The 23,687-nt window shown below is 37.7% G+C and carries 24 protein-coding genes and 1 tRNA gene; 22 read left to right on the forward strand and 3 right to left on the reverse strand.

Going from position 1 to position 23,687, the window contains the following annotated elements:
• Positions 1-68: 68 nt before the first annotated feature.
• Entirely contained in the window at positions 69-980 is a 912-nt protein-coding gene (locus BCR25_RS00420) for a hypothetical protein (RefSeq protein WP_069661637.1), read from the forward strand.
• A 217-nt stretch (positions 981-1,197) separates the two neighbouring features.
• Here BCR25_RS00420 and BCR25_RS00425 read toward each other — a convergent pair whose 3' ends face one another.
• Positions 1,198-1,602 carry a DUF4828 domain-containing protein gene (locus tag BCR25_RS00425; protein ID WP_069661638.1) on the reverse strand — a complete coding sequence of 135 codons (405 nt, stop codon included), beginning with the start codon at positions 1,600-1,602 and terminating at the stop codon, positions 1,198-1,200.
• A 174-nt stretch (positions 1,603-1,776) separates the two neighbouring features.
• Between BCR25_RS00425 and sfsA the strand changes: the two genes are divergently transcribed.
• From sfsA to BCR25_RS00510, 17 genes are all read left to right on the forward strand, one after another.
• Positions 1,777-2,514 (forward strand): DNA/RNA nuclease SfsA, encoded by a 738-nt coding sequence (sfsA, locus tag BCR25_RS00430; protein WP_069662107.1) that lies wholly within the window; start codon positions 1,777-1,779, stop codon positions 2,512-2,514.
• A gap of 8 nt (positions 2,515-2,522) precedes the next feature.
• Positions 2,523-3,524: a Gfo/Idh/MocA family protein gene (locus tag BCR25_RS00435; RefSeq protein WP_069661639.1), complete on the forward strand. Its 1,002-nt coding sequence runs from the start codon at positions 2,523-2,525 to the stop codon at positions 3,522-3,524.
• A gap of 26 nt (positions 3,525-3,550) precedes the next feature.
• Positions 3,551-4,834 carry a DEAD/DEAH box helicase gene (locus BCR25_RS00440; protein WP_069661640.1) on the forward strand — a complete coding sequence of 428 codons (1,284 nt, stop codon included), beginning with the start codon at positions 3,551-3,553 and terminating at the stop codon, positions 4,832-4,834.
• 35 nt (positions 4,835-4,869) lie between these two features.
• Positions 4,870-7,584: a sigma-54-dependent transcriptional regulator gene (locus tag BCR25_RS00445; protein ID WP_069661641.1), complete on the forward strand. Its 2,715-nt coding sequence runs from the start codon at positions 4,870-4,872 to the stop codon at positions 7,582-7,584.
• A gap of 153 nt (positions 7,585-7,737) precedes the next feature.
• Complete coding sequence (locus tag BCR25_RS00450) at positions 7,738-8,058, forward strand: PTS sugar transporter subunit IIB (protein ID WP_069661642.1); 321 nt, start codon at positions 7,738-7,740, stop codon at positions 8,056-8,058.
• 32 nt (positions 8,059-8,090) lie between these two features.
• The gene (locus BCR25_RS00455; RefSeq protein WP_069661643.1) at positions 8,091-8,408 is read left to right on the forward strand and encodes a PTS lactose/cellobiose transporter subunit IIA; all 318 of its coding nucleotides are present in this window, start codon (positions 8,091-8,093) and stop codon (positions 8,406-8,408) included.
• Positions 8,409-8,499: 91 nt separating this feature from the next.
• Complete coding sequence (locus BCR25_RS00460; protein WP_069661644.1) at positions 8,500-9,774, forward strand: PTS sugar transporter subunit IIC; 1,275 nt, start codon at positions 8,500-8,502, stop codon at positions 9,772-9,774.
• 519 nt (positions 9,775-10,293) lie between these two features.
• A complete protein-coding gene (locus tag BCR25_RS00465; RefSeq protein WP_069661642.1) occupies positions 10,294-10,614 on the forward strand; it encodes a PTS sugar transporter subunit IIB in 321 nt (106 codons plus the stop codon).
• 37 nt (positions 10,615-10,651) lie between these two features.
• Positions 10,652-10,972 (forward strand): PTS lactose/cellobiose transporter subunit IIA, encoded by a 321-nt coding sequence (locus BCR25_RS00470; protein WP_010764086.1) that lies wholly within the window; start codon positions 10,652-10,654, stop codon positions 10,970-10,972.
• 149 nt (positions 10,973-11,121) lie between these two features.
• Positions 11,122-12,552 (forward strand): PTS sugar transporter subunit IIC, encoded by a 1,431-nt coding sequence (locus BCR25_RS00475; protein ID WP_428839342.1) that lies wholly within the window; start codon positions 11,122-11,124, stop codon positions 12,550-12,552.
• An 82-nt stretch (positions 12,553-12,634) separates the two neighbouring features.
• Entirely contained in the window at positions 12,635-12,853 is a 219-nt protein-coding gene (locus BCR25_RS00480) for a hypothetical protein (protein WP_069661646.1), read from the forward strand.
• 21 nt (positions 12,854-12,874) lie between these two features.
• A complete protein-coding gene (locus BCR25_RS00485) occupies positions 12,875-13,072 on the forward strand; it encodes a DUF3188 domain-containing protein (RefSeq protein ID WP_069661647.1) in 198 nt (65 codons plus the stop codon).
• On the forward strand, positions 13,072-13,485 hold the full coding sequence (locus BCR25_RS00490) for a DUF3284 domain-containing protein (protein ID WP_069661648.1): 414 nt from the start codon (positions 13,072-13,074) through the stop codon (positions 13,483-13,485). The genes BCR25_RS00485 and BCR25_RS00490 overlap by 1 nt, the downstream gene beginning before the upstream one ends.
• 273 nt (positions 13,486-13,758) lie before the next feature.
• Positions 13,759-15,162 carry a PTS sugar transporter subunit IIC gene (locus BCR25_RS00495; protein ID WP_069661649.1) on the forward strand — a complete coding sequence of 468 codons (1,404 nt, stop codon included), beginning with the start codon at positions 13,759-13,761 and terminating at the stop codon, positions 15,160-15,162.
• A gap of 110 nt (positions 15,163-15,272) precedes the next feature.
• The gene (locus BCR25_RS00500; RefSeq protein ID WP_069661650.1) at positions 15,273-16,460 is read left to right on the forward strand and encodes a GNAT family N-acetyltransferase; all 1,188 of its coding nucleotides are present in this window, start codon (positions 15,273-15,275) and stop codon (positions 16,458-16,460) included.
• 165 nt (positions 16,461-16,625) lie between these two features.
• A tRNA-Arg gene (locus BCR25_RS00505) sits at positions 16,626-16,699 on the forward strand.
• Positions 16,700-16,885: 186 nt separating this feature from the next.
• On the forward strand, positions 16,886-17,737 hold the full coding sequence (locus BCR25_RS00510; RefSeq protein WP_069661651.1) for a hypothetical protein: 852 nt from the start codon (positions 16,886-16,888) through the stop codon (positions 17,735-17,737).
• 64 nt (positions 17,738-17,801) lie between these two features.
• Here the strand turns inward: BCR25_RS00510 and BCR25_RS00515 are convergent, their stop codons facing one another.
• Positions 17,802-19,040, reverse strand: a complete 1,239-nt coding sequence (locus BCR25_RS00515) for an aminopeptidase (RefSeq protein WP_069661652.1) — start codon at positions 19,038-19,040, stop codon at positions 17,802-17,804.
• 255 nt (positions 19,041-19,295) lie between these two features.
• On the opposite strand from BCR25_RS00515, the gene BCR25_RS00520 reads away from it, so the two are divergent.
• Positions 19,296-19,868, forward strand: coding sequence for a TetR/AcrR family transcriptional regulator (locus BCR25_RS00520; protein ID WP_069661653.1), 573 nt, complete (start codon positions 19,296-19,298; stop codon positions 19,866-19,868).
• Positions 19,869-19,917: 49 nt separating this feature from the next.
• On the opposite strand, the gene BCR25_RS00525 is transcribed toward BCR25_RS00520, so the two are convergent.
• Positions 19,918-20,361 carry a flavodoxin gene (locus BCR25_RS00525; protein ID WP_069661654.1) on the reverse strand — a complete coding sequence of 148 codons (444 nt, stop codon included), beginning with the start codon at positions 20,359-20,361 and terminating at the stop codon, positions 19,918-19,920.
• 316 nt (positions 20,362-20,677) lie between these two features.
• Between BCR25_RS00525 and map the strand changes: the two genes are divergently transcribed.
• The 3 genes from map (at position 20,678) to BCR25_RS00540 (ending at position 23,653) form a co-directional block, all read left to right on the forward strand.
• Positions 20,678-21,442 (forward strand): type I methionyl aminopeptidase, encoded by a 765-nt coding sequence (map, locus tag BCR25_RS00530; protein ID WP_069661655.1) that lies wholly within the window; start codon positions 20,678-20,680, stop codon positions 21,440-21,442.
• Positions 21,443-21,466: 24 nt separating this feature from the next.
• The gene (locus BCR25_RS00535; RefSeq protein WP_069661656.1) at positions 21,467-22,381 is read left to right on the forward strand and encodes a YihY/virulence factor BrkB family protein; all 915 of its coding nucleotides are present in this window, start codon (positions 21,467-21,469) and stop codon (positions 22,379-22,381) included.
• A 132-nt stretch (positions 22,382-22,513) separates the two neighbouring features.
• On the forward strand, positions 22,514-23,653 hold the full coding sequence (locus tag BCR25_RS00540) for a glycosyltransferase family 4 protein (RefSeq protein WP_069661657.1): 1,140 nt from the start codon (positions 22,514-22,516) through the stop codon (positions 23,651-23,653).
• Positions 23,654-23,687 lie beyond the last annotated feature (34 nt).

A 23,687-nucleotide genomic window follows, 5' to 3' on the forward strand; every position in this document is an offset into this window, starting at 1 on the left:
CTGAAATGCTCCTTTTGTGTTACGATTTGATTACAAATATTATGTAAGGGTTACAAAAGGAGTTTCTCATGAAAAAATTTATCTTCATCATCATAGGTTTGTTGTCTATTCTGTGGGCAGATGTTTCTTATGCTGAAACGCCATCGCTCTCCGGTTTCGAAGCCGTCAATGATTTGACTAGCCGTTACCGATCAAGACAAGTATTAGATGGTAAAACAACACTACGAAAAAAGAAAAATAATGAAACATACTTAGAGTTTCCATATGAAGAAAGTCCATATATGTATTTTTCCAGCTTTGTAGTAAATAGTCCCACAACAGTTTATGATGGATTTATCGAAACCATCTATTATCGAGATAATATAAAAATCAAGGAAATGTACTATGAAAAAAATCCTGTAAAAACCTCTGCGCTGGGGATCTATTCAACGGATTTGTATTTCACTTCAGAAGATGGAGAGGTCTATCATTATAAAAATGTTCCTTATTTGGTTACTAGTGATACCCCCACGCTTTTTTTTAGAGAAATAAATTATGATGAAGAAGCGCAAAAAATAGTTGGGAAAATCGATGTGCCTCGTTTAGAAGATACTTATCACATTGAGTTGTACTATACAGATAATGACGAGTATCATTATCAAGAGGCGATCGTTGATAAAAATGGTCAGTTTAATATGGAATTAAGTCGTGAAGGTAAAGTAGGGCAGATGTATCTTAGGGCAAATGACGGATTGGGAAATTACGCTGATCCGTGCGATATCTCAGAGCAAGGGAAAATGACGTTTGCTGGTGCTCCAAAAAAGGTGCCTAAAAAAAGCAGTAAGAAAAAAGTTGAACCAACCAATCATTTCTTTAGCACTGTTATTTTACGATCAATTCAATTATTCGCAATTTTATTTCTAACATTTCTTGGTTTAAAAATAAGGAAAAAGCGCAAGAAAAAGCAACAACCAAAAATGAATGGTACGCGCAGACGTTGATTGTTGACAGCCTAAGATAGAATTTAAACATGTACAGCTTTCAAACGAATAGAAAATAGAAGATTGTCTCCGTTTCGTTTTAGGTTTTAAACTCAAATAAACGGCTAGTAAGAAACAATTTCTTCGAAAAAAACAAGACATGCACAAAAGTTTGAAGAACCACTTTTGTGCATGTCTTGTTAATTCTCGAGGCTAGATGCGTTTATCTAGGACTCTTCTATTCGTTTATTTCGTTAGGTTCATCTAATGAAGGAATCGCCTCTAAAACATACGTAGCATCATCAGCTTCATCGTATAAAGAAGATGGAGTCTCATTGATGCATTGTACGATCAAGTGATAGCCATATTCATCTTGAGCGACTAAGCGCTTACTTGTTAATTCAATCAAGCCGTAGTTTACTTTTTTTCCGTCGATTATAAGTTGTAGATCCTCTTCGATGGATAATGTATGTTGTGTTGCTTTTTGTTTATTGACAAACCACCAACTACCGATGTAACTTTTATATAAATTAGGGATACTTGCTTTTGAGTGTTGTTGTTCTTGTTTCTTCTTTAAAAACAACGAGCCCGCAAGTCCAGTAATGAGTGATGCGCCTAAAAATAATGACCAGTGTTTTTTCATAATATCAATCTCCTCTTAATGCAATCATAGCACGAAAAACCAGAACAAACTATTGGAAAATCTTTTCCTATAAAAAAATTTAATGAAGTCTTGCTTTTTAGGTTTAAACAAAAAGTTTGACGATGCTTTTTCATTCAAAATATGGTATTGTTTTGAAGAAAGGGTGTTACAATGATTACATATCCAAACGTGCATTTAGCACATTTTATTGATAGACCGAACCGTTTTATCGCAACATGTAGACTCTGTGAGACACAAGAGATAGTGACTGTTCATGTCAAAAATACAGGCCGCTGCAAAGAACTGTTTCATCCAGAAGTAGAGGTTGCTTTATCTTATCAGCCTTCTCCAAAGAGAAAAACAGACTACGACTTGATCGCAGTTAAGAAAAATCAAGCATGGATCAATATTGATAGTCAAGTGCCCAATGCATTAGCCAGTCAAGCTATTTTAGACGGTACGATTGTTTTACCTGATTTAAAAGGAAATATCACTTCATTAAAGAGGGAGAAACGCTTTGCTCAGTCACAATTTGATATTTTTATAGAAACGGATCTCGGCGAACGAGCATTTGTGGAAGTTAAAGGGATGACCTTAGAACATCATCAGATTGGCGCTTTTCCAGATGCGCCAACGATTCGCGGTCTGAAACATGTAACTGAATTGATTGATGCCATCAAAGAAGGCTATCAAAGCTATGTACTATTCATTGTTCAGTTTGAGAACATTCAAACGGCAACGATCCATACTAATATGCAGCCGGCATTGGCCGACATGCTTCTATTAGGGCAAACGCAAGGACTTAAGGTCTTAGCTTACAATTGTAGTGTCACACCTGATACAATAGCAGTGGAGCACCAAGTACCATTTGATGTTAACGAGATGTTTGAAGATCCAAATTCAGAAAGGTGAGGGTAAATATGATTCACTTAGGTATTATTGGAACAAACTGGATAAGCCATCAATTTGTCAAAGCAGCATTAGAAACAAAACGTTATGATTTAACTGCTGTGTATTCACGAAAGCTAGAAACTGCGCAAAAATTTGGGGAAGAATACGGGGATGTGGAGTATGCTACAGATTTAAACACATTTTTTGGTATCGCTCATATGGATACGGTTTATATTGCTTCACCCAATTCACTGCATTTTGAACAGGCGAAACAAGGAATCTTAGCTGGGAAAAATGTAATTGTCGAAAAACCAGCCTTTTCTACACCAGAAGAAATGTCTGAAATCATTGAACTTGCCAATCAGCAAAACGTATTTTTCTTTGAAGCAGCACGCAACGTTCATGAGAAAAGCTTCAAGAAAATCGCAGATCTACTACCGCTTAAAAATCAAATTATCGGTGCAAACTTTACGTACATGAAATATTCTTCTCGTTATGATCAAGTCCTTGACGGAAAAGAGCCAAATATTTTTTCTCCTCATTTTTCAGGTGGAGCGATTGCTGATTTAGGTGTTTATCTTGTTTATGCAGCGATCGGCTGGTTTGGCTTACCAAATGAAAGTCATTATTTTGCACGAAAATTACCAACAGGCGTTGATGGTATCGGTACAGCGATCTTACGTTATGATTTATTTGATGTTACCTTACAAACAGGGAAAAATGCGGATGCCTTTTTAGATTCTGAAATCTATTTCGAAGGTGGGACCTTGATCTTAGACAGTGTTAACGCCATCTCTAAAGCGGAATTTCACGATCGAAACCATCAAGAACGAGACATCCTTTCGATCACCACAGAAGAAAATCCAATGATCGAAGAAGCACATGATTTTGCCGATGTACTTGAAAATCCGAGTGACCCAACACAAGGTGTACGTTATGAAGAGTGGGTTGAATTATCCCGCAATGTGAATCACGTGTTAACAGCATTGAGAAAAAGTGCCGGCATCGTTTTTGATGCGGATAAAGAATAAATTGTTTTAATGAAGAAAGGATAACTATGACATTTATCATGAATACTCCAGAAGCTTGGCAAGAACATTGGCAAGCTTCTGGTTTTAGCGAGCCGTCAATCATTCAAGAAAGAAGTTTCCAGCCACTAAAGGAAAAACAGAATGTGCTAGGGATTTCTCCTACAGGTTCAGGAAAAACATTAGCATATGTACTACCTTTACTTTTAAATGTACAAAAAGATAAAGGCAGTCAATTAATGATTTTAGCGCCATCACAAGAATTAGCAATGCAGATCAGTCAAGTAGTACGTGATTGGGCATCTTTGCTTCAATTAAACACGCAATTGTTGATCGGTGGTGCTAATGTAAGTCGACAAGTCGAAAAATTAAAAAAGAAACCAGAAATTTTGGTGGGCACACCCGGGCGAATCGTAGAGCTGATCAAAGCTAAAAAGCTTAAAAGCCATTTGCTGGAGACCATTGTTATGGACGAAGTCGATCAATTATTTCATGAAAAAGAAATGAATTTGACTAAGCAAATACTAACAAGTGCGCCGAAAGATTTTCAACTTGTTTTTTATTCTGCAACGGCGGATCGTGTGACCGAAGAAGCTCAGAAGCTCACTGACCAGTTAATGATCATCGATGTTACTGCGGAAGATCAGTCAGCTGGAACGGTTAACCACTATTTTATGAATCTATCCCCTCGAAAGAAGAGTGACTATTTAAGAAGCTTGTCGCATACAACTGCGTTTCGCGGCATGGTATTTTTCAATCAAGTGGCTGAGCTAGGGGCTGTAGAAGAAAAGTTGATTTACGAAGGACTGCCTGTAGTCAGCTTAGCTTCTGATCAAAATAAAACGCTTCGTAAATTAGCGATCGATCAATTTACAAATAAGAAGGCTGCGATGCTTTTGACAACGGATATTGCTGCTAGAGGCCTAGACTTCGATGCTGTTCCTTATGTGATCAATACAGAAGTTCCTTTATCGGATGAAAGTTATATTCATAGAGCTGGTCGTGTAGGAAGAATGGGTGCAGCTGGAACAGTGATCACATTTGTCAATGATGCTACCAAAAGAGATTATCAGCGTATGTTGAAAAAGATCGAACTGACATCAAAAGAGATTTTCCTTTATGAAGGTGCGCTGCATCTGACCAGAAAAGAGAAGGATCCAGTCCAAGGGAAACCTACATCAAATGAGCAGAAGAAAAAACCATCGATTGAACAACGACCATCGACAGAACAGCGAAAAAGCAAAGGGAAAAAGCCTAAAAATTCAAAAAATAAAGGGGCTAGACGTAAAACGTCTCAAAGTAAAATGAACTGAGCATATAAAAGGATCCTGAGTTAAGGAGGATATCCATGAAATCTAGAAAAGATGAGATTCTTTCAGTATTGGAAACAAAAAAGCAAGGGATGACTGCCGCAGATGTTGCAGAAGAATTGATGATCGACCGCAGCAATGCTAGCCGTTATCTAAGTGAACTGTATAAAGAACGTAAAATCGTTAAAAGTGACGGACGTCCGGTGATCTACTCGATTGTAGTGGAAGAAGACAAGGTGCATGTCGATAGTTCCAGTGAAGTGACCTTTGACAACTTAGTTGGTGCGAACGATTCATTAAAAGTGAGTATCCAGCAAGCTAAAGCGGCAATTTTATACCCGCCTCGCGGGTTACATACTATTATTTTTGGCGAAACAGGAACAGGGAAATCATTGTTTGCAGAATGTATGTACCATTTTGCGGTGGATTCTAAGACACTGGCACCTGATGCACCGTTTGTTTCATTTAACTGTGCGGATTATGCTCAAAATCCTCAGTTGCTTTTTGGGCATATTTTTGGAGTGAAAAAAGGAGCGTATACTGGTGCGAATGAAGACAGCCCTGGATTGATGTCAGAAGCAGACGGCGGTATTTTGTTCCTTGATGAGATTCATCGGCTACCTCCTGAAGGACAAGAAATGTTGTTCACATTTATCGATAAAGGGATTTATCGTCCGTTAGGTGAAAGCGCACAAACCTATGAAGCTTCTGTTCAAATCATTGGGGCAACGACCGAGTCTTCTGAAAGCTTTCTTACTACTTTTAATCGTAGAATTCCGATGGCGATTACATTGCCGTCTTTAGATGCTCGTTCATTAGATGAACGATATGCGATTATTTCATTGTTTATCAAACAGGAAGCAAATCGATTGAATCAGAGAATTGACATCAAAAGAGATGCGGTTCTAGCTTTCATGTTATATGATGCTGAAGGAAATATCGGTCAAGTAAAACGTGATCTAAAATTAGTCTGTGCAAAATCGTTTCTTCATTATAGAACGCATAATGAAGAAAGCTTGGTTATACGAAAAAGTGACCTGCCTTTACAAGTTCAAAAAGGCTTGCTCAAAATCAAAGAAGTCTCTGATCGTTTGGATCGCTTCGTCGATAGTAAAAGTAATTATCTATCCTTTGAACCTGGTACAAACGAAGTCGTCTGGTCTCGAGACCCAGCTCGAGATATGCAGGTTTATAATGAAATCGAAGAAAAAGTAGAAAAACTATCGGCGAATGAACTGGAAAATGTTGATTTAGAACAGTTGATTTCCAGTGACATGGATGCGTATTTCCAAACCTATGTAGATGAGCTGACCCAAAATCCTGTCCATAAAGAATTATTACCTGAACATATTTGGAAATTGACTGACCGTCTTTATGATATTGCAGAGAAAAGGTTGGAACGAACCTATAATGAAAAAGCTCGTTTTGCGTTTGCTCTTCATCTACAAAGCACGATCGAACGAGTGCGGGAAGGACATGTTATCGTTCATCCCAACTTGAATAATGTTCGTAAAAACATGAAAAAAGAATTCCAAGTAGCGATGGATCTTTCTGCGATCATCGAAGAAGAAAACAATATTGAAATTCCTTTTGATGAGATCGGCTTTATCAGCATGTTTTTATCGATAAATTTAGGCAACAAAGAAAAGGTTCATGTCAATAATGTCGGAGTTGTTGTGCTGATGCATGGTGATTCCACTGCCACCAGTATGCTGAAAACGGCACAGGAACTGCTTGGCACAGAAACTGGTGTAGCCATGAACATGCCGTTGACCATGGAAGTTCAAACGATGTACGAACAACTGAAAAATTTTGTTCTGTCTCATCGCGAAGAATTGGCAAACGGTATGCTGCTGTTGACAGATATGGGCTCATTAAATTCTTTTGGGAATCTGATATTTGAAGAAACCGGCATCAGAACAAAAGCGATTACGATGACTAGTACGATGATCGTGCTGGAAGCTATTCGGATGGCAAGCGTTGGCCGCAGTTTAGAAGATATTTACCAAAATATTCAGATGTCTTTTGAAAGTATTATTAGAGAACAATTCAGAACAAGTCCGCAAAATCAAAAAGAAATCAAAAAGGCTGTTGTAGTCACTTGCTTTACAGGCGAAGGTGTAGCAGCCAAATTGTATCAGCGGATTTTACCTGTGATCGACGAAAATAAAGTTGAGATCATTCAAATGCAGTTTTTAGAGCGAGAAGCCTTTAAAAAACATATCGATAGCTTGATGGAAGAATATGAAATCAAAGCTATTGCTGGAACAGTCGACGTAGAGTATCAAAATATCCCATTCTTTTCAGCTTTTGATATCTTTGATGACGAAAAGCTAAATGTCTTAAAACGCATTGCAGGTGACGAAGTTCCAACGGAAAAAATCGTAAAATCATTGAGTGGTACGATCACTGCAGTTGACTCCTTACAAAAGCTGATTGTGATGCTACAAAAAACAGTGCATCAGATCCAAACAGACATGCATATTATTGTAGAACCGGGGGTTGATGCGGGGATTGTGATTCATTTGGCCTTCCTGATTGATGCGATTCTAAAAGGTGAACCGACCAAAAAATTTGAAAACCTAACTGAGTTCTTGAAGAAAAACCGTTTGGAAGCCGATGTTGCAAGAACCAATTTAATGGTGATTGAAAAAGCATATCGTATCTCTTTCACCGAAGCAGATGTTGCTCATGTTACTAGAATGTTTTTAGAAAATAAAATAAAAACAACGACGGAGTACACACACAATTAAGCAGTGTGTATGACTAAAAATAACAGTGTGTACACGAAAATATATAGATAGAATCCTTAGTATAACTGGATTTTGTCTATATATTTTTTTTGGCACACTTCTTGCTTTATATTAAAGTACGAACAACCAAAAAAATTGAAGGAGTGTCAGAAAATGGCTAAAAAAACAATCATGTTAGTATGTTCAGCAGGAATGAGTACAAGTTTATTAGTAACAAAAATGCAAAAAGCAGCAGAAGATCGTGGGATGGAAGCCGATATCTTCGCCGTATCAGCATCAGATGCAGACAATAACTTAGAAGCCAAGGATGTAAACGTATTACTTTTAGGTCCACAAGTTCGTTTCATGAAATCTCAATTCGAACAAAAACTTGAACCAAAAGGAATTCCATTAGATGTGATTAACATGTCAGACTACGGTATGATGAATGGTGAAAAAGTTTTAGATCAAGCAATTGCTTTGATGGATAAATAATAAAAAAACAAAAAGGGATAGGAGTTTTAAACATGGAACAACAAAATTTAGAAGCAGTTATGGGTTTGATCATGTATGGTGGAAATGCGAAAAGCGATGCAATGGAAGCAATCGCTGCCGCTAAAGCTGGAGATTTCGAATTAGCAGATCAAAAAGTTGCTGATGCAGAAGAATCTTTGGTTCAAGCACATCATGCGCAAACAGGTATGCTTACACAAGAAGCGCAAGGAAACCATATGGAAGTTACATTATTAACTGTTCATAGTCAAGATCACTTGATGACATCTATTGCTTTTACAGATTTAGCAAAAGAAATCATCGATCTATATCGTCGTATGGACAACAAATAAAACACTCAACGTTTAAAATGAAACGTTGATGAAAAATGATTTGAAAAGCATGTAGCTTTTTAGATAAATATTGTTTAGGGGGAAACACAAAATGAACAAATTTGTTCAATGGATGGAAAAATACTTTATGCCCAAAGCATCAGTTATTGCGGCACAACGTCATCTAGTGGCGATTCGTGACGCCTTTGTCGTAACAATGCCTTTGATGATTTTAGGGGCACTTGCAGTATTGATTAACAATCTACCGATTCCAGGTTTTTCGGACTTAATGGATAAGCTATTTCCGATGATCGCCAATGATGCACCGATTTGGAAGAGCTTTGGTGGAAATATTTGGAACGGTACTTTTGCAATTTTTTCAGTTTTAATAGCCTTTTTAGTTGCGTACAACTTAGTAAAATCTTACGGTAAAGACGGTATCGCAGCTGGAACAGTGTCTGTTGCTTCGTTCTTCGCAGTTGGCGGACTTAGCGGTATGGATGCAACAGGATTATTTATTGCGTTGGTTATTGCACTTATTTCAGGAGAAATTTTCCAAAGATTAGTTGGAAACGAAAAATTAGTTATTAAAATGCCAGATGGTGTACCTCCAGCTGTCGCTAAATCATTTGCAGCATTATTACCTGCGATGATCACAATCAGCTTGTTCAGCTTGATTACATCAATTTTCTTAGGTTTCGGTGTTGAAAATATCGTAGTATCATTTTACGAAGCAGTTCAAAAACCATTTATGGGCTTAGCAAACAGCTATCCTTCAGCATTATTATTAGCATTTATCACTCCATTCTTATGGTTCTTCGGCTTGCACGGTGCCAACATGGTCGATCCGTTGATGCAAACGATCAATGTACCAGCGATCGATGCGAATATCAAAGCATTAGAAGCGGGCGAAAAAATCCCGTATATCGTTAACAAACCTTTCTTCGATTCATTTGTAAACTTAGGTGGAACAGGTGCGACTTTAGGATTATTGATCGCGATCTTTATCGTAGGTCGTAAAAACAAACCTTACAAAGTTATCACAAACCTAAGCTTAGCGCCAGGTTTGTTCAATATTAATGAACCAGTGATGTTTGGACTTCCGATCGTATTGAATCCGATCATGTTTATTCCATTCATTATTACACCAATGGTTCTGGTAACAACAGCTTATGTAGCGACTGCCAGTGGACTCGTTCCAGGTGCGACATTTATGCCGCCATGGGTTACTCCGCCAATCATCGGTGGATTCTTGGTAACTAAGAGTATTGCCGGCGGAGTTTTAGCCGCAGTCAACTTACTGATTTCAGTTCTGATCTATATGCCGTTTGTTAAAGTAGCAACAGATCAATTTTTGAAACAAGAACAGGAAGAAGCAGCGAAATAATACGTTTTAAATGAGACCGAGACACCTCTCTTTAACTCCGAGATCCAAGGAGCGAAAGAGAGGTGTCTCGGTTGTTTTTTGTTTTCCAGTGATAAGAAACAAAGACTATTTAATGCTGATATTCAGTGTTTGTTCCTCCTTTTCACAAATAATAAATGAATCTAGCAAAAAGCTTGCTTTTCTATCATAAAAATAAGCTGTTTCTTGTGGTAGATTGATAGAGAAATAGAGTCAACCAAAACTAAAAAAGTAATCATACATGGTCGGAGATCGGATTAGATTATTACCATAAGAGTACTCATGTATGACGCTAGATTTGAAAACGCTGTAAAGGTTGTTTTTTCAATAAAGAAAACGCACACAATTTTTACTGTGCAACGAAAAATAATTAGTGTGTACACAAATTGTATAGACCAAAAGCGCGATAGTACTGCTTTTGGTCTATACTTTTTTTGGCACGCTTTTTGCTTTATATAAAAGTGTAAGTACAACAAACAAATTTAGAAGGAGTGTCAGAAAATGGCTAAAAAAACAATCATGTTAGTATGTTCAGCAGGAATGAGTACAAGTTTATTGGTAACAAAAATGCAAAAAGCAGCAGAAGATCGTGGAATGGAAGCCGATATCTTCGCCGTATCAGCATCGGATGCAGACAATAACTTAGAAGCAAAAGATGTAAACGTATTACTTTTAGGCCCACAAGTTCGTTTCATGAAATCTCAGTTTGAGCAAAAACTTGAACCAAAAGGAATTCCATTAGATGTCATCAACATGTCAGACTACGGTATGATGAATGGTGAAAAAGTCTTAGACCAAGCTATTGCATTGATGGATAAATAATCACGAAAAAATAAAAAATGAACGGAGTTAATAAAAAGTGGAAGATCAACAAAATTTAGAAGCAGTAATGGGCTTGATCATGTATGGAGGAAATGCGAAAAGCGATGCAATGGAAGCGATTGCTGCCGCTAAAGCTGGAGATTTTGAATTAGCAGATCAAAAAATTGCCGATGCAGAAGAGTCTTTAGTTCAGGCACATCATTCTCAAACAGGAATGCTTACGCAAGAAGCACAAGGTAACCATATTCAAGTCACATTACTAACAGTTCATAGTCAAGATCACTTGATGACATCTATTGCTTTTACAGATTTAGCAAAAGAAATCATCGATCTATATCGTCGTATGGACAACGAATAAACTAGTCTATTTTCTTTTTTGAACGGAGGAAAATAAATGCTAGAGTTTTTTGAACGGGACTCTAGCTAAATTTGGTTTGAAGAGCGCAAGCTCTTTAAATAAATATTATTTATAGGAGGAACAAAAAAATGGATGGATTAACAGCCTGGATGGAGAAGTACATCCTGCCGGTAGCTGGTAAAATCGGAGCACAAAAGCACTTAGTTGCTTTACGTGATGCGTTTATCGGAACAATGCCCGCAACAATGGCCGGATCGATTGCCGTTATGATCAACGCGATTATTCGTGATCTACCGCAGCAATTCTTCTCAGATTATGCAGCAAATCTTGCTGCAGATAAAGGATTCTTCGCAGTTATTAATGTCATCATTGGGATCAATGGATTTGTTTGGAATGGTACTTTGGCGATAGCAGGTTTGATTTTTGCCTTTTCTTGGGGCTACAATCTAGCTAGAGCGTACAAAGTAAATGATTTAGCCGGTGGTATCGTTGGTTTGGCTACATTGATTCAAGGGATTGCTTTTGCTTATTCTAATACTTTAGAAACAGCTGTTCCAAAAGAGTTAATGAACACAATCAATGCCGGTTCAGCAGATACAGGTTGGTCAGCAACAGCAGAAGGCTTAACAGCAGGCGGCTGGGGCTGGTTGAAACTGGATCATTTAAATGGTAATGCTTATTTCACAGTCATGATCATGGGAGCAATTTCTGTTATCATTTTCTGTAAATTAATGTTGGCGAACATCACGATCAAAATGCCTGATTCAGTTCCGCCGGCAGTATCAAAAGCGTTTGCTGCGATTTTACCAGCAACGATCGCGTTATATGTTATCGCAATTATTAACTTTGTAGTAGGTAAATTAACAGATGGACAACTGATCATCGATCTAGTTCAAAAATATATTGCAGAACCATTCTTAGGCTTATCACAAGGAATCGGCGCAGTATTGATCGTTACGATCTTTGTTCAAATTTTCTGGTTCTTCGGTATCCATGGTCCAAACGTATTGGCACCAGTTTTAGAAGGTATTTGGGGACAAGCACAATTAATCAATATCGATATTTTCCAAAAAGGATACAAAGGCTTGACTGGTACACCAGCGGTCTTAAAAGCCATTGATGATGGCAAAGCTTACATGTGGGTACGTGGTTCATTTGATGCCTTTGCATGGTTTGGTGGTTCAGGTGGTACGATCGTCTTGATCATTGCGATCCTGTTATTCTCTAAACGTGCAGACTACCTAACTGTTGGTAAATTATCATTAGGACCTGGTATCTTCAACATCAACGAACCAATCATGTTTGGTTTACCAATCGTATTGAATGCGATCATGTTTGTACCATTCTTAGTTGCTCCAGTAGTTGCAACTACAATTGGTTGGTTAGCAACATACTTCGGTTTAGTAGCACCAGTATCACAACAAGTAACGTGGGTTGTTCCGCCAATCTTACTATCATTCTTGGCAACAGGGGCAGACTGGCGTGCACCGATTGTTACACTTGTGTGTATGGTTGTGACGTTCTTGATTTGGACACCATTCGTTATTGCAGCGAATAAGATGGAACCAACAGATCTGTAAGAAATGAAAAGTAAATAGCAGATTGCTTTTACTCGATAAGAGTGAAAGCAACTGCTTCATTATTTAAATGGGAGAGGATAAAATGATTACAATTGCAAGTGCTATGCAGCAAGAAGAAATTAAAGCATTATTGGAAAGCTATGACGGTGGAGATTTCACGTATAAGTTTACACAAAAACAAGGGATCAAATTAGTTTTTGAAGTAACAGGAGATAAAGAAGAAGCCGCTAAAAAAGCAAAAGAATTGATCAAAGCACAACCTTGGGGCGGTGTCTTATACTTCCAAGCAGCAGCAGTTTAAAAAAGATTGGATGGATGTAAAATGGTAAGAAATGGCTTATTTGTATGTAGTATCGGCTTATTAATAATTTTATATGCGCTGAATCCTGCATCAATGAAGTATGATTTGTTGAGTATGACTACAGGAATTTTTCTAGTCGCTGTCGGAGGATACTTTTTCTTTAAAGGGAAAAAGAAAGAAGAGCAAAATAAGAAAGAGAATAACGAGGTGAAAAGATAATGGAAATCGTAAAAACATTGAATATTCCAGCATCTGTTTTTTATGACCAAGTCATGGATTCTGTTTTGTTTGACGTACGCAAACATACTGGTAAAAGCCTAACCAGAAAACAACTGAACAATTTTGAATACGTTAAACAGTTTTCTAAAAATAGCCGTGCACGTATCAAAGTTGAAAAAGTGATTGAAAATACGTCTTACCATTTTCGAACATCTACGACAAAAAATGACTTTTTAGTTCAATATGATATCAAGCCGCTAGATGAAAAATCTTGCGAAATTCATTATAGTGAGAAAATGGAATCATACGGATTTTTACAAAAGATGAATGATGCTGTCGTTGGCACTGTTTTGATGTTCTTTAAAAAACGTCAGTTCAATAAAATGTTAAAAATGATGGAAGAATCATATTGAGTAAGAGTGTCATAAAGACGCTCTTTTTTTTTGCGTAATTTTTACACACAAAACCTACACTGTGCAAATGCAATTACACTGTGTGTAAAGTAAGCGCTTTATATAGAAGCTTGATAAATAGGGAATTTTGGTCTAGATCACTTTGGCATACTATTTGCTTATTATAAGAATGTAAAGTTATATTGATGTAATCTTTTGGTGGGAGCTCTATCAATGAAACTTGTTTTAAAAAGTAGTTACTTTTTAAATAAATAATTTTTAGGAGGAAAAAAAATGAATGGATTAACAGCTTGGATGGAGAGGTATATCTTGCCTGTCGCTGCAAAAATCGGCTCACAGAAGCATCTGGTCGCGCTGAGAGATGCATTTATCGGGATGATGCCGGTTACGATGGCAGGGGCGATCGCAGTTTTACTCAATGCATTTATGCGTGACTTTCCAAACACATACTTAGGGGAAGGAAATGCGATCACAACTTTTTTCACGCCTGTGATTGCGATCAATGGACTTGTTTGGACAGGAACATTAGCGATCATGGCTGTAGTGTTTGCAGCTTCATTGGGATGTAATATTGCCAGAGCGTATGACGTAGATGTTCTGTCAGGGATGTTAGTATCGTTAGCTGCATTTTTCATTGGTTTACCGCAGAGTGCAACAACAACCGTTACTTTAGCGGAAAAATTACCAAAGAATATTACTCAACTTTTCACAGATGCAGGTGCAACTGTCAGTACAGTTGATGGTGTATCAGCAATTGAAGCGGGTGCTTGGGGCTATTTCCCATTCGGTAAGTATATGGGTGGTACAGGTTTATTTACAGCAATGATTTTTGGATTTGTTTCTGTTATTATTTTTGCGAAATTAATGAAGAAAAATATTATTATCAAAATGCCTGACTCAGTTCCGCCAGCAGTATCAAAAGCATTTGCTGCAATTATTCCAGGGATTGTCGCCTTATACGTTTCAGCAATGATTTATCATGTATTTGAAAAAGTAACAGGGAAATTATTGATCGACTGGATTTCTGAATCGATTCAAACGCCGTTGATTGGTTTATCTCAAGGGTATGGAGCAGTCTTTGTGATTGTATTGCTTGTTCACGTTTTATGGTTCTTCGGTTTGCATGGAACCAATATCATGTCGCCTGTTTTACAATCCATTTATGGTGTTGCAATGGTGGATAATACTAATGCATACCAACAAGGTCAAGAAATTCCGTATAAATGGGTAGCAGGATCATTCGAGGCTTTTGTTTGGCCGGGTGGTGCGGGTGTGACATTAGTACTGATCATTTCGATCTTACTTCTGTCTAAGCGTGCGGATTATAAGACAGTTGGAAAACTTGGTATCGGGCCTGGTTTGTTTAATATTAATGAACCAGTAATGTTTGGGATGCCGGTTGTATTGAACCCAATTATGTTGATACCGTTTATTGTAGCGCCATTAGTAACAGCAACGATTGCTTATTTTGCTACAATGGCAGGTTTAGTAAATCCTGTTGTTGTAAACGTGATTTGGGTAATGCCAACGATCATCAGTGGTTTCTTAGCAACAGCTGGAGATTGGCGTGCGATTGTTTTGACATTAGTCAATTTAGCTGTGGCATTTGTGATCTGGGCACCGTTTGTTTTAGCAGCAAATAAAATGGATCCTAGTTTAGGTGAACCAGAGGAATAAAAAAGTAGCAGGGCAAACCGAAACAGGTTTTGTTCTGCTTTTTTTCTGGTGCAAGCTTTTATTCTAGCGTACAATGGAATAGAAGTTTATTTTAGTTGAGGTGAAGCTGTATGGAAAGAGAGATTCGTCGTATCGGAAAAACAGAAATAGATGAAATGTTCGATTTAGCTGCCTATGCATTTAATGCTGAGAAAACAGAAAAGCGTAAGGAGCATTTTGAGCAGATCATAACAAATTCACAAAACTATGGTTGTTTTTCGGAGGGGAAATTGATGAGCCAAGTGGTTTCCACGCCATTTAAAGTCGCTTTTCATGGGGCTGTTTATCCTATGGCGGGAATTGGTTGTGTTTCTTCTTATCCAGAATATCGTGGACAAGGAGCTATTTCTGCAATCATGTCAAAATTACTGTCTGATTTGGCGGCGCAGGAGGTTGCACTTGCTTATTTAGCGCCATTTTCGTACCCTTTTTACCGCAAATATGGATTTGAACAGCTATTTGAGCAAATCAGCTATACAATCAAAGCATCAGACTGGCCGAATGTAAGCGTTGGATCGGGTAAAATGAAGCGAGTGACATTTGAGGAAATCAAACCGATTTGTCAAAGGATCTATGCCAGCTTAGAAAAAAATCAGCGCGGTGGAATGATTCGAGAAGCTTGGTGGTTAGACTATAGTATCGGATCGGATGATAAAAATCGTTTCGCCGTTTATGAAGATGAATCTGGAACGCCTGCAGGATATATAATCTATCAATCAAATGTGGAACGTTTTACAATCAAGGAATGGGGCTTTTTAACGAAGCAGGCATTTCAAGCAATCATTGGTTTTATTGGTTCTCATAACGGCTCTTCAAAAGAATTCTATCTTGAAACAGGATTTACAGGACAAAATTTCAGCTACTTGATGCCTGCACCCCTAATTGACATGAAGGTTACACCTTTCATGATGGGAAGAATCGTCGCTATGGATTCTTTTTTGAGTATGTATCCTTTTGCTTTAGGGAAAGAAGAGACATATTATCTAAAGGTTGAAGACACATATGCTTCATGGAATGAGGGAATCTGGAAGCTGATGATCGATGCGAGTGGAAAAGGCACAGTGAAAAAATGTTCAGAGGAATTCATTGCTACTGAGGTGCTTAGCGGTACAATTCAAACTTGGACACAGTTTTTTATGGGCTATCGTACAGGCGAAGATCTACTCTTTTATGAAAAAATTCTGGGTGCTGCTGATCTTTTGCATTCTCTAGAACGAAGAGTCGTCAAAACGGTTCCTGTTTTAGAAGAATATTTTTAGAGAAGTTGGATTTGTATGATTGAAGTCTTTTTAATCTATGCTGCTTAGTATTGACATAGGTTAAAAAGACTTCTAAAATGAATAACAGATATTTTTTTAGGCGAATAACTGCACAATTATCATTTTATTTTTATAAAAATGGTAAGAAGTGTTTGCCAGATATATGTCCTCGTACCTCAGTAGGATAGAGGGACCGCCTCCTAAGCGGTACGTCGCAGGTTCAATTCCTGTCGGGGACGTCAAACAGAAAAGCCAAATCCTTTATTACAAAGGATTTGGCTTTTCTGTTTGATGAAATGTTCTGTTTTTCTCATTATTTTTAATAGATACATAGAAAAATGAAAAAAATTTTTTAGGATCACTATTGTAATATAATGAGTAAGTATTATATACTTATGAAGATACAACGAAAGGAATGTGAGAAGATGAAAAAGGTTAGTTTGTTATTTTTAGGTTTAATAGGGATTGCAGTGTTCGGTACATCAAGTGCTCATGCAGAAGAAGAGATTACTGTTACTCCTTATACTGATTTCCAAAGTGAGAGCGTTTTAGAAGATGAGACATTGGACTCTATTGCACCAGCAAGTCGTGCTGCCGGAGTATCTGATGTAACCTATCGTACCCATGTGCAAGATGTCGGTTGGCAAGGCTGGAAGAAAAATGCACAGGTATCAGGAACTTCAGGAAAGAAAAAACGTTTAGAAGCAATTCAACTAAAAGTTAATTCAGGTTATACTGGCGATATCCAATACCGTACACACGTCCAAGATATCGGTTGGCAAGCATGGAAAAAGAATGGTCAAACTTCAGGAACCTCTGGACAAAAGAAACGTTTAGAAGCGATCCAAATCAAATTGACAGGTCAATTAGCACAAGTTTATGATGTATTTTATCGTGTGCATGCACAAGAATTTGGCTGGATGGGCTGGGAAAAAGGCGGTCTGCCTGCAGGAACATCTAGATATTCTTATCGTCTAGAAGCGATCGAAATCAAACTTGTACCTAAGAAAAATTACACATCAATCAATTATTCAGCTAAAACATCATATAGAGAAAATAAAAAATATGCTGGTGAATTAGATGCTAAAAAATTAGGTATACCGACTTCTTATTTAAATAATGGCTTAAAACTTTTCAAAGATGCTAAATCTGTTGAAGCATTTGCATGGTCAGTATTGAATGATAAGAACCGTAAAGCAGTCCAATGTAGAACATATGTTATCACAAGAGGACTTAAAACGATCGGTTATACTGCAGAGTTTTACTTCCCATATTAAAAAAACAGAACCTGTGAAGCAGATAATCATGCTTCACAGGTTCTTTGATTTTATTAATAGATATTTATGCCCAGTCTCCGTTACGGAAGATTGGCACCGTTGTACCGTCTTCTCGAATACCATCAATATTCATTTGATTTGAGCCGATCATGAAATCAACGTGAGTCTGACTACGGTTCAATCCTGCTTCTTTTAACTCTTCTTCTGTCATTTCTGTTCCGCCTTGTACATTAAAAGCATATGCAGACCCGAATGCTAAATGATTTGAAGCATTTTCGTCGAACAACGTATTATAAAATGTAATGCCTGACTGAGAAATTGGTGATGGATCTGGCACCAATGCAACTTCTCCTAAATGACGTGCACCTTCATCCGTGTTAAGTAGTGTTTCTAATACCTCTTGACCTTGTTCAGCAGAAAAATCTATGACTTTTCCTTCTTTAAAAGTAAATCTCATACCTGAGATCGTAGTGCCTGCATAACTTAACGGTTTTGTGCTTGAAACGACACCGTCAACGCGGCGAGAATCAGGTGCTGTAAAGACTTCTTCTGTCGGCATGTTTGCCATGAATTTTTCGCCACGGACATTATCACTACCAGCACCTTCCCATAGGTGATTTTTTGGTAAGCCGATGACTAAGTCGGTACCTGGCGCTGTATAGTGTAAAGCACTGAACTGTTCTTTGTTCAATTCAGCCGCTTTAGCTGCTAGTTTTGTATCATGCGCCTGCCATGCTGCGACAGGATCTGCTTCGTACACACGAGTTGTTTTAAAAATTTCATCCCAAAGAGCATCGATTTGTTGTTCACTGTCTGTTAGGTCAGGGAAAACCTTCGCTGCCCATTCTTTACCTGCAGCTGCTACAACAGTCCAGCTGACTTTATTTGCCTGAGTTGCTTTTCTTAAGCTCATCAAAGCTTTACCAGAAGCTGCTTGGAAAGAAGCCACACGCTCAGTATCTACTCCTGATAAAGCATCAGGATCTGCTGAAACGACGCTGATCCGACTAGCGCCTTTATTGACCCAATCATTCGTTTGATCTATTTTATATTGAGGAATATTTTCCAGATAATCTTGATCGGCGTGTAATAAAAATTGACGTTGGATCTGATCATCCGCCCATTGGACGATGACTTCACCTGCACCTAATTTGTAGGCTTCTTTAGTGATTAGTCGTGCTAGAGGAGCTTGATCTACGCTGATTTGTAAAACCACACTCTGTCCTTTTTGAACGTTAACGCCAGTTTCTGCAATTAAGCGTGCATATTTTTCTAATGTTTCATCAAAATTTGGTAATGTCATAAAGAAGCCTCCTAATTTTTCATTCGTTTGACTGTGAATATCATAACACGGAGTCTAGATGAACTCAAACAATCCAGCAAGCATTTTTGCTTATTTATTTATAGCAAAAACCACGTGAAACTCACCTATAAGTGAATAAATAAAATAATTTGAAATAAAGGACTAGTATTTTGCAGAAAACTTAAATCATGTTACAATAACTATAGTATTTATTTGGAAGCGTTGTAAAGGATAGGTAGAGGGGATTGAAGAATTATGGCAAGAAAAAAAACGATTACTAAAGATCAGATTTTAAATGCTGCATACGAAGTAGTGGCCACGGAAGGCTTTTCGAAATTCACCGCACGCAACATTGCAACCAAAATGAAATGTTCAACACAACCTATTTATTTAGAATTTAAAAACATGGAAGATTTAAAAGAAGAATTATTTGAAAAAATCCATCAATATTTGGCCAATGAAGTATTTCCAGTTAAGCACACAGGGAATACGATTGTTGATCTAGCATTGAATTATATTCACTTTGCTAAAAATGAAAGTAAGCTGTATCGTGCGTTGTATTTAGAAGAATATGGCGGCGGTAAAAGAATGCAGGAGTTCTCTTACAATTACTTTTCAAATGCAGTTAAACAAGATTCAGTTTACGCTGAGTTAAATGATACGGAGATCAATTCTTTGCATATGGGTACATGGATTGTTGCGACTGGGATAGCAGCGTTGATGACCTCTGGGATCATTCATCCAAGTGATGAGCAAATCGAACGTTTAATGCTGGAAGCGATCGATCAAATTTTAGAACGTGAAACACCAATTGATATCGACAATTAAAAATAGACTAGGAAAAACATCATGCGTGTTTTTTCTAGTCTATTTTTAATTATTGAACAGCTTCTGCCAGCTTTTTAGCAAATGCTTCTAAGTTTTGAATATCTTCTTCTTCAGCTGCTAAATCAACTTTTACACTATCTGCACCTTTAGTTGCGCCGATTTTTGTGAAAACAGCTTCGAAGTCATCCACAGATTTACAAAAGTCATCATAGAATGTATCACCGGAACCACACACGCCATACGTTTTTCCAGAAAGGTCGATTTCTTGTAATTCTTCATAAAAATCAACAATTTCGTCTGGTAATTCGCCATCACCATACGTATAGGTTGCGACAACACAGATGTCCGCATCTTCAAAATCTTCAGGATCAACTTGGGTACATTCGTTGATTTCAACTTCAATATCTAAATTTTCAAAAGCTTCAGCAACGATATCTGCGATTTCTTCTGTATTTCCAGTCATGCTTGCATAAACGATTTTAGCTAAGGTCATTAGAATTTCCTCCTTCAAGTAATACAATCTTGATTATAGCAGAAGAGGGAAGGTCATGTAAATTACAAAATAAGTGATAAAAAAGAAGACTATTTATTCTCTTGTGACGAAAGAATAATTCTGTTGTTATGGACTAAAGGACCTAAGCAGGAAACTTTAAAAATGACTTTTCAGTGAAATTTTCCAAAATTATGATAAAATACTCTTAGTATAAAGATTATCTAGCTCTGTGGGCAGTCGCTATGAAAAAGATAAAGGATATTTTTCTACGAAATCAAGCTCACTCTGCGTTTAAATTTTAGGAGGACAATAGTCAATGATTACATTAAAATCACCAAGAGAAATTGAGATGATGGACGAATCTGGAGAATTACTAGCAGATGTGCATCGTCATTTACGTACGTTTATTAAACCAGGAGTTACAAGTTGGGATATTGAAGTCTATGTCAGAAACTTTATCGAAAGCCATGGAGGGATTGCTGCTCAAATTGGTTTTGAAGATTATAAATATGCTACGTGCTGTAGTATCAATGATGAAATCTGCCACGGTTTTCCAAGAAAGAAACCATTAAAAGATGGAGATTTGATCAAAGTAGATATGTGTATCGATTTAAAAGGAGCAGTCTCTGATTCTTGCTGGGCTTATGTGGTCGGTAACTCTACGCCGGAATTGGATCATTTGCTGGAAGTGACAAGAAAAGCTTTGTATCTAGGGATTGAACAAGCTCAGGTTGGGAACCGGATCGGAGATATCGGGCACGCGATTCAAACCTACGTTGAAAGTGAAAACTTATCTGTTGTCAGAGATTTTGTTGGTCATGGTGTAGGACCAACGATCCACGAAAGTCCTGTTATTCCACACTACGGAGAAGCGGGCAAAGGCTTACGTTTAAAAGAAGGCATGGTCATCACAATAGAGCCGATGGTCAATACGGGAACATGGCGCATGAAAATGGATCCTAATGGCTGGACTGCGTATACATTGGACGGTGGTCTTAGCTGTCAGTTTGAACACACCTTAGCAATAACAAAAGAAGGACCAAGAATTTTGACTTCTCAAGGAGAAGAACTAACATACTAAAGAAAAACCATAGAGGAGAGCGTTATGAAACTGGTGGACAAAGTAAAGAAGAATGAGAAATTAATGCGTTTCATTGAAACAACACAACACCGTATGGTTGATTCAGAAATCGGCAATACTTCGGTGGTCGTGGCTTATTACTTGCTTTTGTCCCTCTTTCCTTTATTGATAGCGGTGGGCAATATCCTGCCGTACTTACATATTGATCCAAATGATGTATTGCCATATATTGCAGAAGCAATACCCGAAACGATTTTTAACGACTTAAAATCTGCGATCCAATCACTTTTAACCCAACGTTCCGGGAGCTTGCTGTCTATTTCCGCTTTGACGGCTTTGTGGAGTGCTAGTCAAAGTATCAATGCTTTGCAAATCGCGATGAATAAAGCGTTTGGTGTTGAGCAGCGAAAAAACTTTATTATTGTTCGTTTGATGTCCTTGTTTGTGATCGTTTTACTGCTGACCGCTGTAGTTGGTGTGGTCGGCGTCTTAGGGTTGGGAAAAACCATTTTGGATCTACTACAACCTATTTTTCATTTTTCAACTGATTTTATCGATACCTTTCAAACGTTAAAATGGCCGATCACCTCTCTTGTTTTAATGGTCATTATGTGCTTGATTTATCGAGTTGTTCCAAATGCACGTTTAAATTTTCGTTCGATCATTCCCGGTGCTATTTTTTCAACAGTGGGTTGGATGCTGCTTTCGCAAGTGTTTGGGCTGTATATCAAGTATTTTAGCTCTAAGATTGCCAGCTATCAAATTATCGGAAGTTTCATTATTTTGATGCTGTGGTTGAATTTGGCGGCGACGATTATTATTTTAGGCGGGATCATCAATGCGGTGGTCAAAGAGTACACTTCTAACGAGGGAATCCAGCATCGCTATGGCGCAATCAATCGATTAATGGATAAAATAAAAGAAAAAATCAAGAAATAGCTGAACGTGATGAACGAAAGGTAATTTGTTGAGACCGTTTATCTAAGGAAGAATAGAAACACCTGTTCCAACTTGTAAATGTGAAATGATTCGGTATAATATACGATGTACATTAAGAAAGTAGGTTCCTTCATGTCGATGTTTATTTACGAAATTGTTATTCGTCTTTTTTTGACGTTTATTTTATCATTGATTGTTACGCCAATCATTAAGCTATTGGCTTTTAGAATAGGTGCATATGATGCGCCGGGGGAAAGAAGAGTCAACACGAAAAATATGCCGACTGCTGGTGGCTTAGGCATTTACTTTGTCTTTTCGTTTTCTTGTTTAGTTATGTTTCAATCGATTATTCCAACAGATTACATATTGCCGATCATATTAGCGGCAGGGATTGTTGTAGCAACTGGTTTAATTGACGATATTTATGAATTATCGCCGAAGAAAAAAACATTAGGGATCCTTTTAGGAGCACTGGTGATCTATTTCTTTGGTAAAGATATCCGTATTGAAATGATTACATTGCCGTTTTTAGGGCAGATCGACTTGAGCTGGTTTAGTTTACCATTGACCTTGTTTTGGATATTAGCAATCACAAATGCGATAAATTTGATCGATGGATTAGACGGTTTAGCTTCAGGTGTGTCGATCATTAGTTTAGCAACGATAGGTGTTATTGGTTATTTTTTCCTTCATGCCAAAACTGTTTACATCCCTATCGTTATTTTTGTGTTAGTTGCGAGTATTGCAGGCTTTTTTCCGTATAATTTTTATCCGGCGAAAATCTTTTTAGGTGACACAGGTGCGCTCTTTTTAGGATTCATGATTGCCGTTATGTCTTTACAAGGCTTAAAGAATGCTACTTTTATCACTGTGATCACACCGATGATCATTTTAGGAGTACCAATTACTGATACCGTTTATGCGATTATTCGGCGCTTAATGAATAAGCGGCCAATCTCCTCTGCGGACAAAATGCATTTGCATCATCGTTTACTGTCTTTAGGATTTACGCATAAAGGTGCGGTCATGACGATTTACGGTTTGGCGCTGGTTTTTTCTTTCGTGGCGCTGCTGTTTAGTTACGCTAGTCAATTGGCTTCGATTTTATTGATCGTATTCAGTGCGATTGGGTTAGAATTGTTTATTGAAATGATCGGTCTGGTGGGTGAAAATCATCAACCGTTGATGTATATTTTGCGTATGTTTGGGAATCGGGAGTTTCGTCATCAACAGCTTGAAAAACGGTTGGGTAAACATTCTAAAAAAAAGTAAATATGCCACATGAATCATTGCTGAAATTTTCAGC

The organism is Enterococcus termitis (assembly GCF_001730305.1).
GTDB classification, from domain to species: Bacteria; Bacillota; Bacilli; order Lactobacillales; family Enterococcaceae; genus Enterococcus_L; species Enterococcus_L termitis.

Excerpts from the sequence above, each read along its gene's own strand:
- BCR25_RS00420 (WP_069661637.1), top strand. The coding sequence starts at position 69 with ATGAAAAAATTTATCTTCATCATCATAGGTTTGTTGTCTATTCTGTGG.
- BCR25_RS00425 (WP_069661638.1), bottom strand. The coding sequence starts at position 1,602 with ATGAAAAAACACTGGTCATTATTTTTAGGCGCATCACTCATTACTGGA.
- BCR25_RS00435 (WP_069661639.1), top strand. The coding sequence starts at position 2,523 with ATGATTCACTTAGGTATTATTGGAACAAACTGGATAAGCCATCAATTT.
- BCR25_RS00440 (WP_069661640.1), top strand. The coding sequence starts at position 3,551 with ATGACATTTATCATGAATACTCCAGAAGCTTGGCAAGAACATTGGCAA.
- BCR25_RS00445 (WP_069661641.1), top strand. The coding sequence starts at position 4,870 with ATGAAATCTAGAAAAGATGAGATTCTTTCAGTATTGGAAACAAAAAAG.
- BCR25_RS00450 (WP_069661642.1), top strand. The coding sequence starts at position 7,738 with ATGGCTAAAAAAACAATCATGTTAGTATGTTCAGCAGGAATGAGTACA.
- BCR25_RS00455 (WP_069661643.1), top strand. The coding sequence starts at position 8,091 with ATGGAACAACAAAATTTAGAAGCAGTTATGGGTTTGATCATGTATGGT.
- BCR25_RS00460 (WP_069661644.1), top strand. The coding sequence starts at position 8,500 with ATGAACAAATTTGTTCAATGGATGGAAAAATACTTTATGCCCAAAGCA.
- BCR25_RS00465 (WP_069661642.1), top strand. The coding sequence starts at position 10,294 with ATGGCTAAAAAAACAATCATGTTAGTATGTTCAGCAGGAATGAGTACA.
- BCR25_RS00475 (WP_428839342.1), top strand. The coding sequence starts at position 11,122 with ATGGAGAAGTACATCCTGCCGGTAGCTGGTAAAATCGGAGCACAAAAG.
- BCR25_RS00480 (WP_069661646.1), top strand. The coding sequence starts at position 12,635 with ATGATTACAATTGCAAGTGCTATGCAGCAAGAAGAAATTAAAGCATTA.
- BCR25_RS00485 (WP_069661647.1), top strand. The coding sequence starts at position 12,875 with ATGGTAAGAAATGGCTTATTTGTATGTAGTATCGGCTTATTAATAATT.
- BCR25_RS00490 (WP_069661648.1), top strand. The coding sequence starts at position 13,072 with ATGGAAATCGTAAAAACATTGAATATTCCAGCATCTGTTTTTTATGAC.
- BCR25_RS00495 (WP_069661649.1), top strand. The coding sequence starts at position 13,759 with ATGAATGGATTAACAGCTTGGATGGAGAGGTATATCTTGCCTGTCGCT.
- BCR25_RS00500 (WP_069661650.1), top strand. The coding sequence starts at position 15,273 with ATGGAAAGAGAGATTCGTCGTATCGGAAAAACAGAAATAGATGAAATG.
- BCR25_RS00510 (WP_069661651.1), top strand. The coding sequence starts at position 16,886 with ATGAAAAAGGTTAGTTTGTTATTTTTAGGTTTAATAGGGATTGCAGTG.
- BCR25_RS00515 (WP_069661652.1), bottom strand. The coding sequence starts at position 19,040 with ATGACATTACCAAATTTTGATGAAACATTAGAAAAATATGCACGCTTA.
- BCR25_RS00520 (WP_069661653.1), top strand. The coding sequence starts at position 19,296 with ATGGCAAGAAAAAAAACGATTACTAAAGATCAGATTTTAAATGCTGCA.
- BCR25_RS00525 (WP_069661654.1), bottom strand. The coding sequence starts at position 20,361 with ATGACCTTAGCTAAAATCGTTTATGCAAGCATGACTGGAAATACAGAA.
- map (WP_069661655.1), top strand. The coding sequence starts at position 20,678 with ATGATTACATTAAAATCACCAAGAGAAATTGAGATGATGGACGAATCT.
- BCR25_RS00535 (WP_069661656.1), top strand. The coding sequence starts at position 21,467 with ATGAAACTGGTGGACAAAGTAAAGAAGAATGAGAAATTAATGCGTTTC.
- BCR25_RS00540 (WP_069661657.1), top strand. The coding sequence starts at position 22,514 with ATGTCGATGTTTATTTACGAAATTGTTATTCGTCTTTTTTTGACGTTT.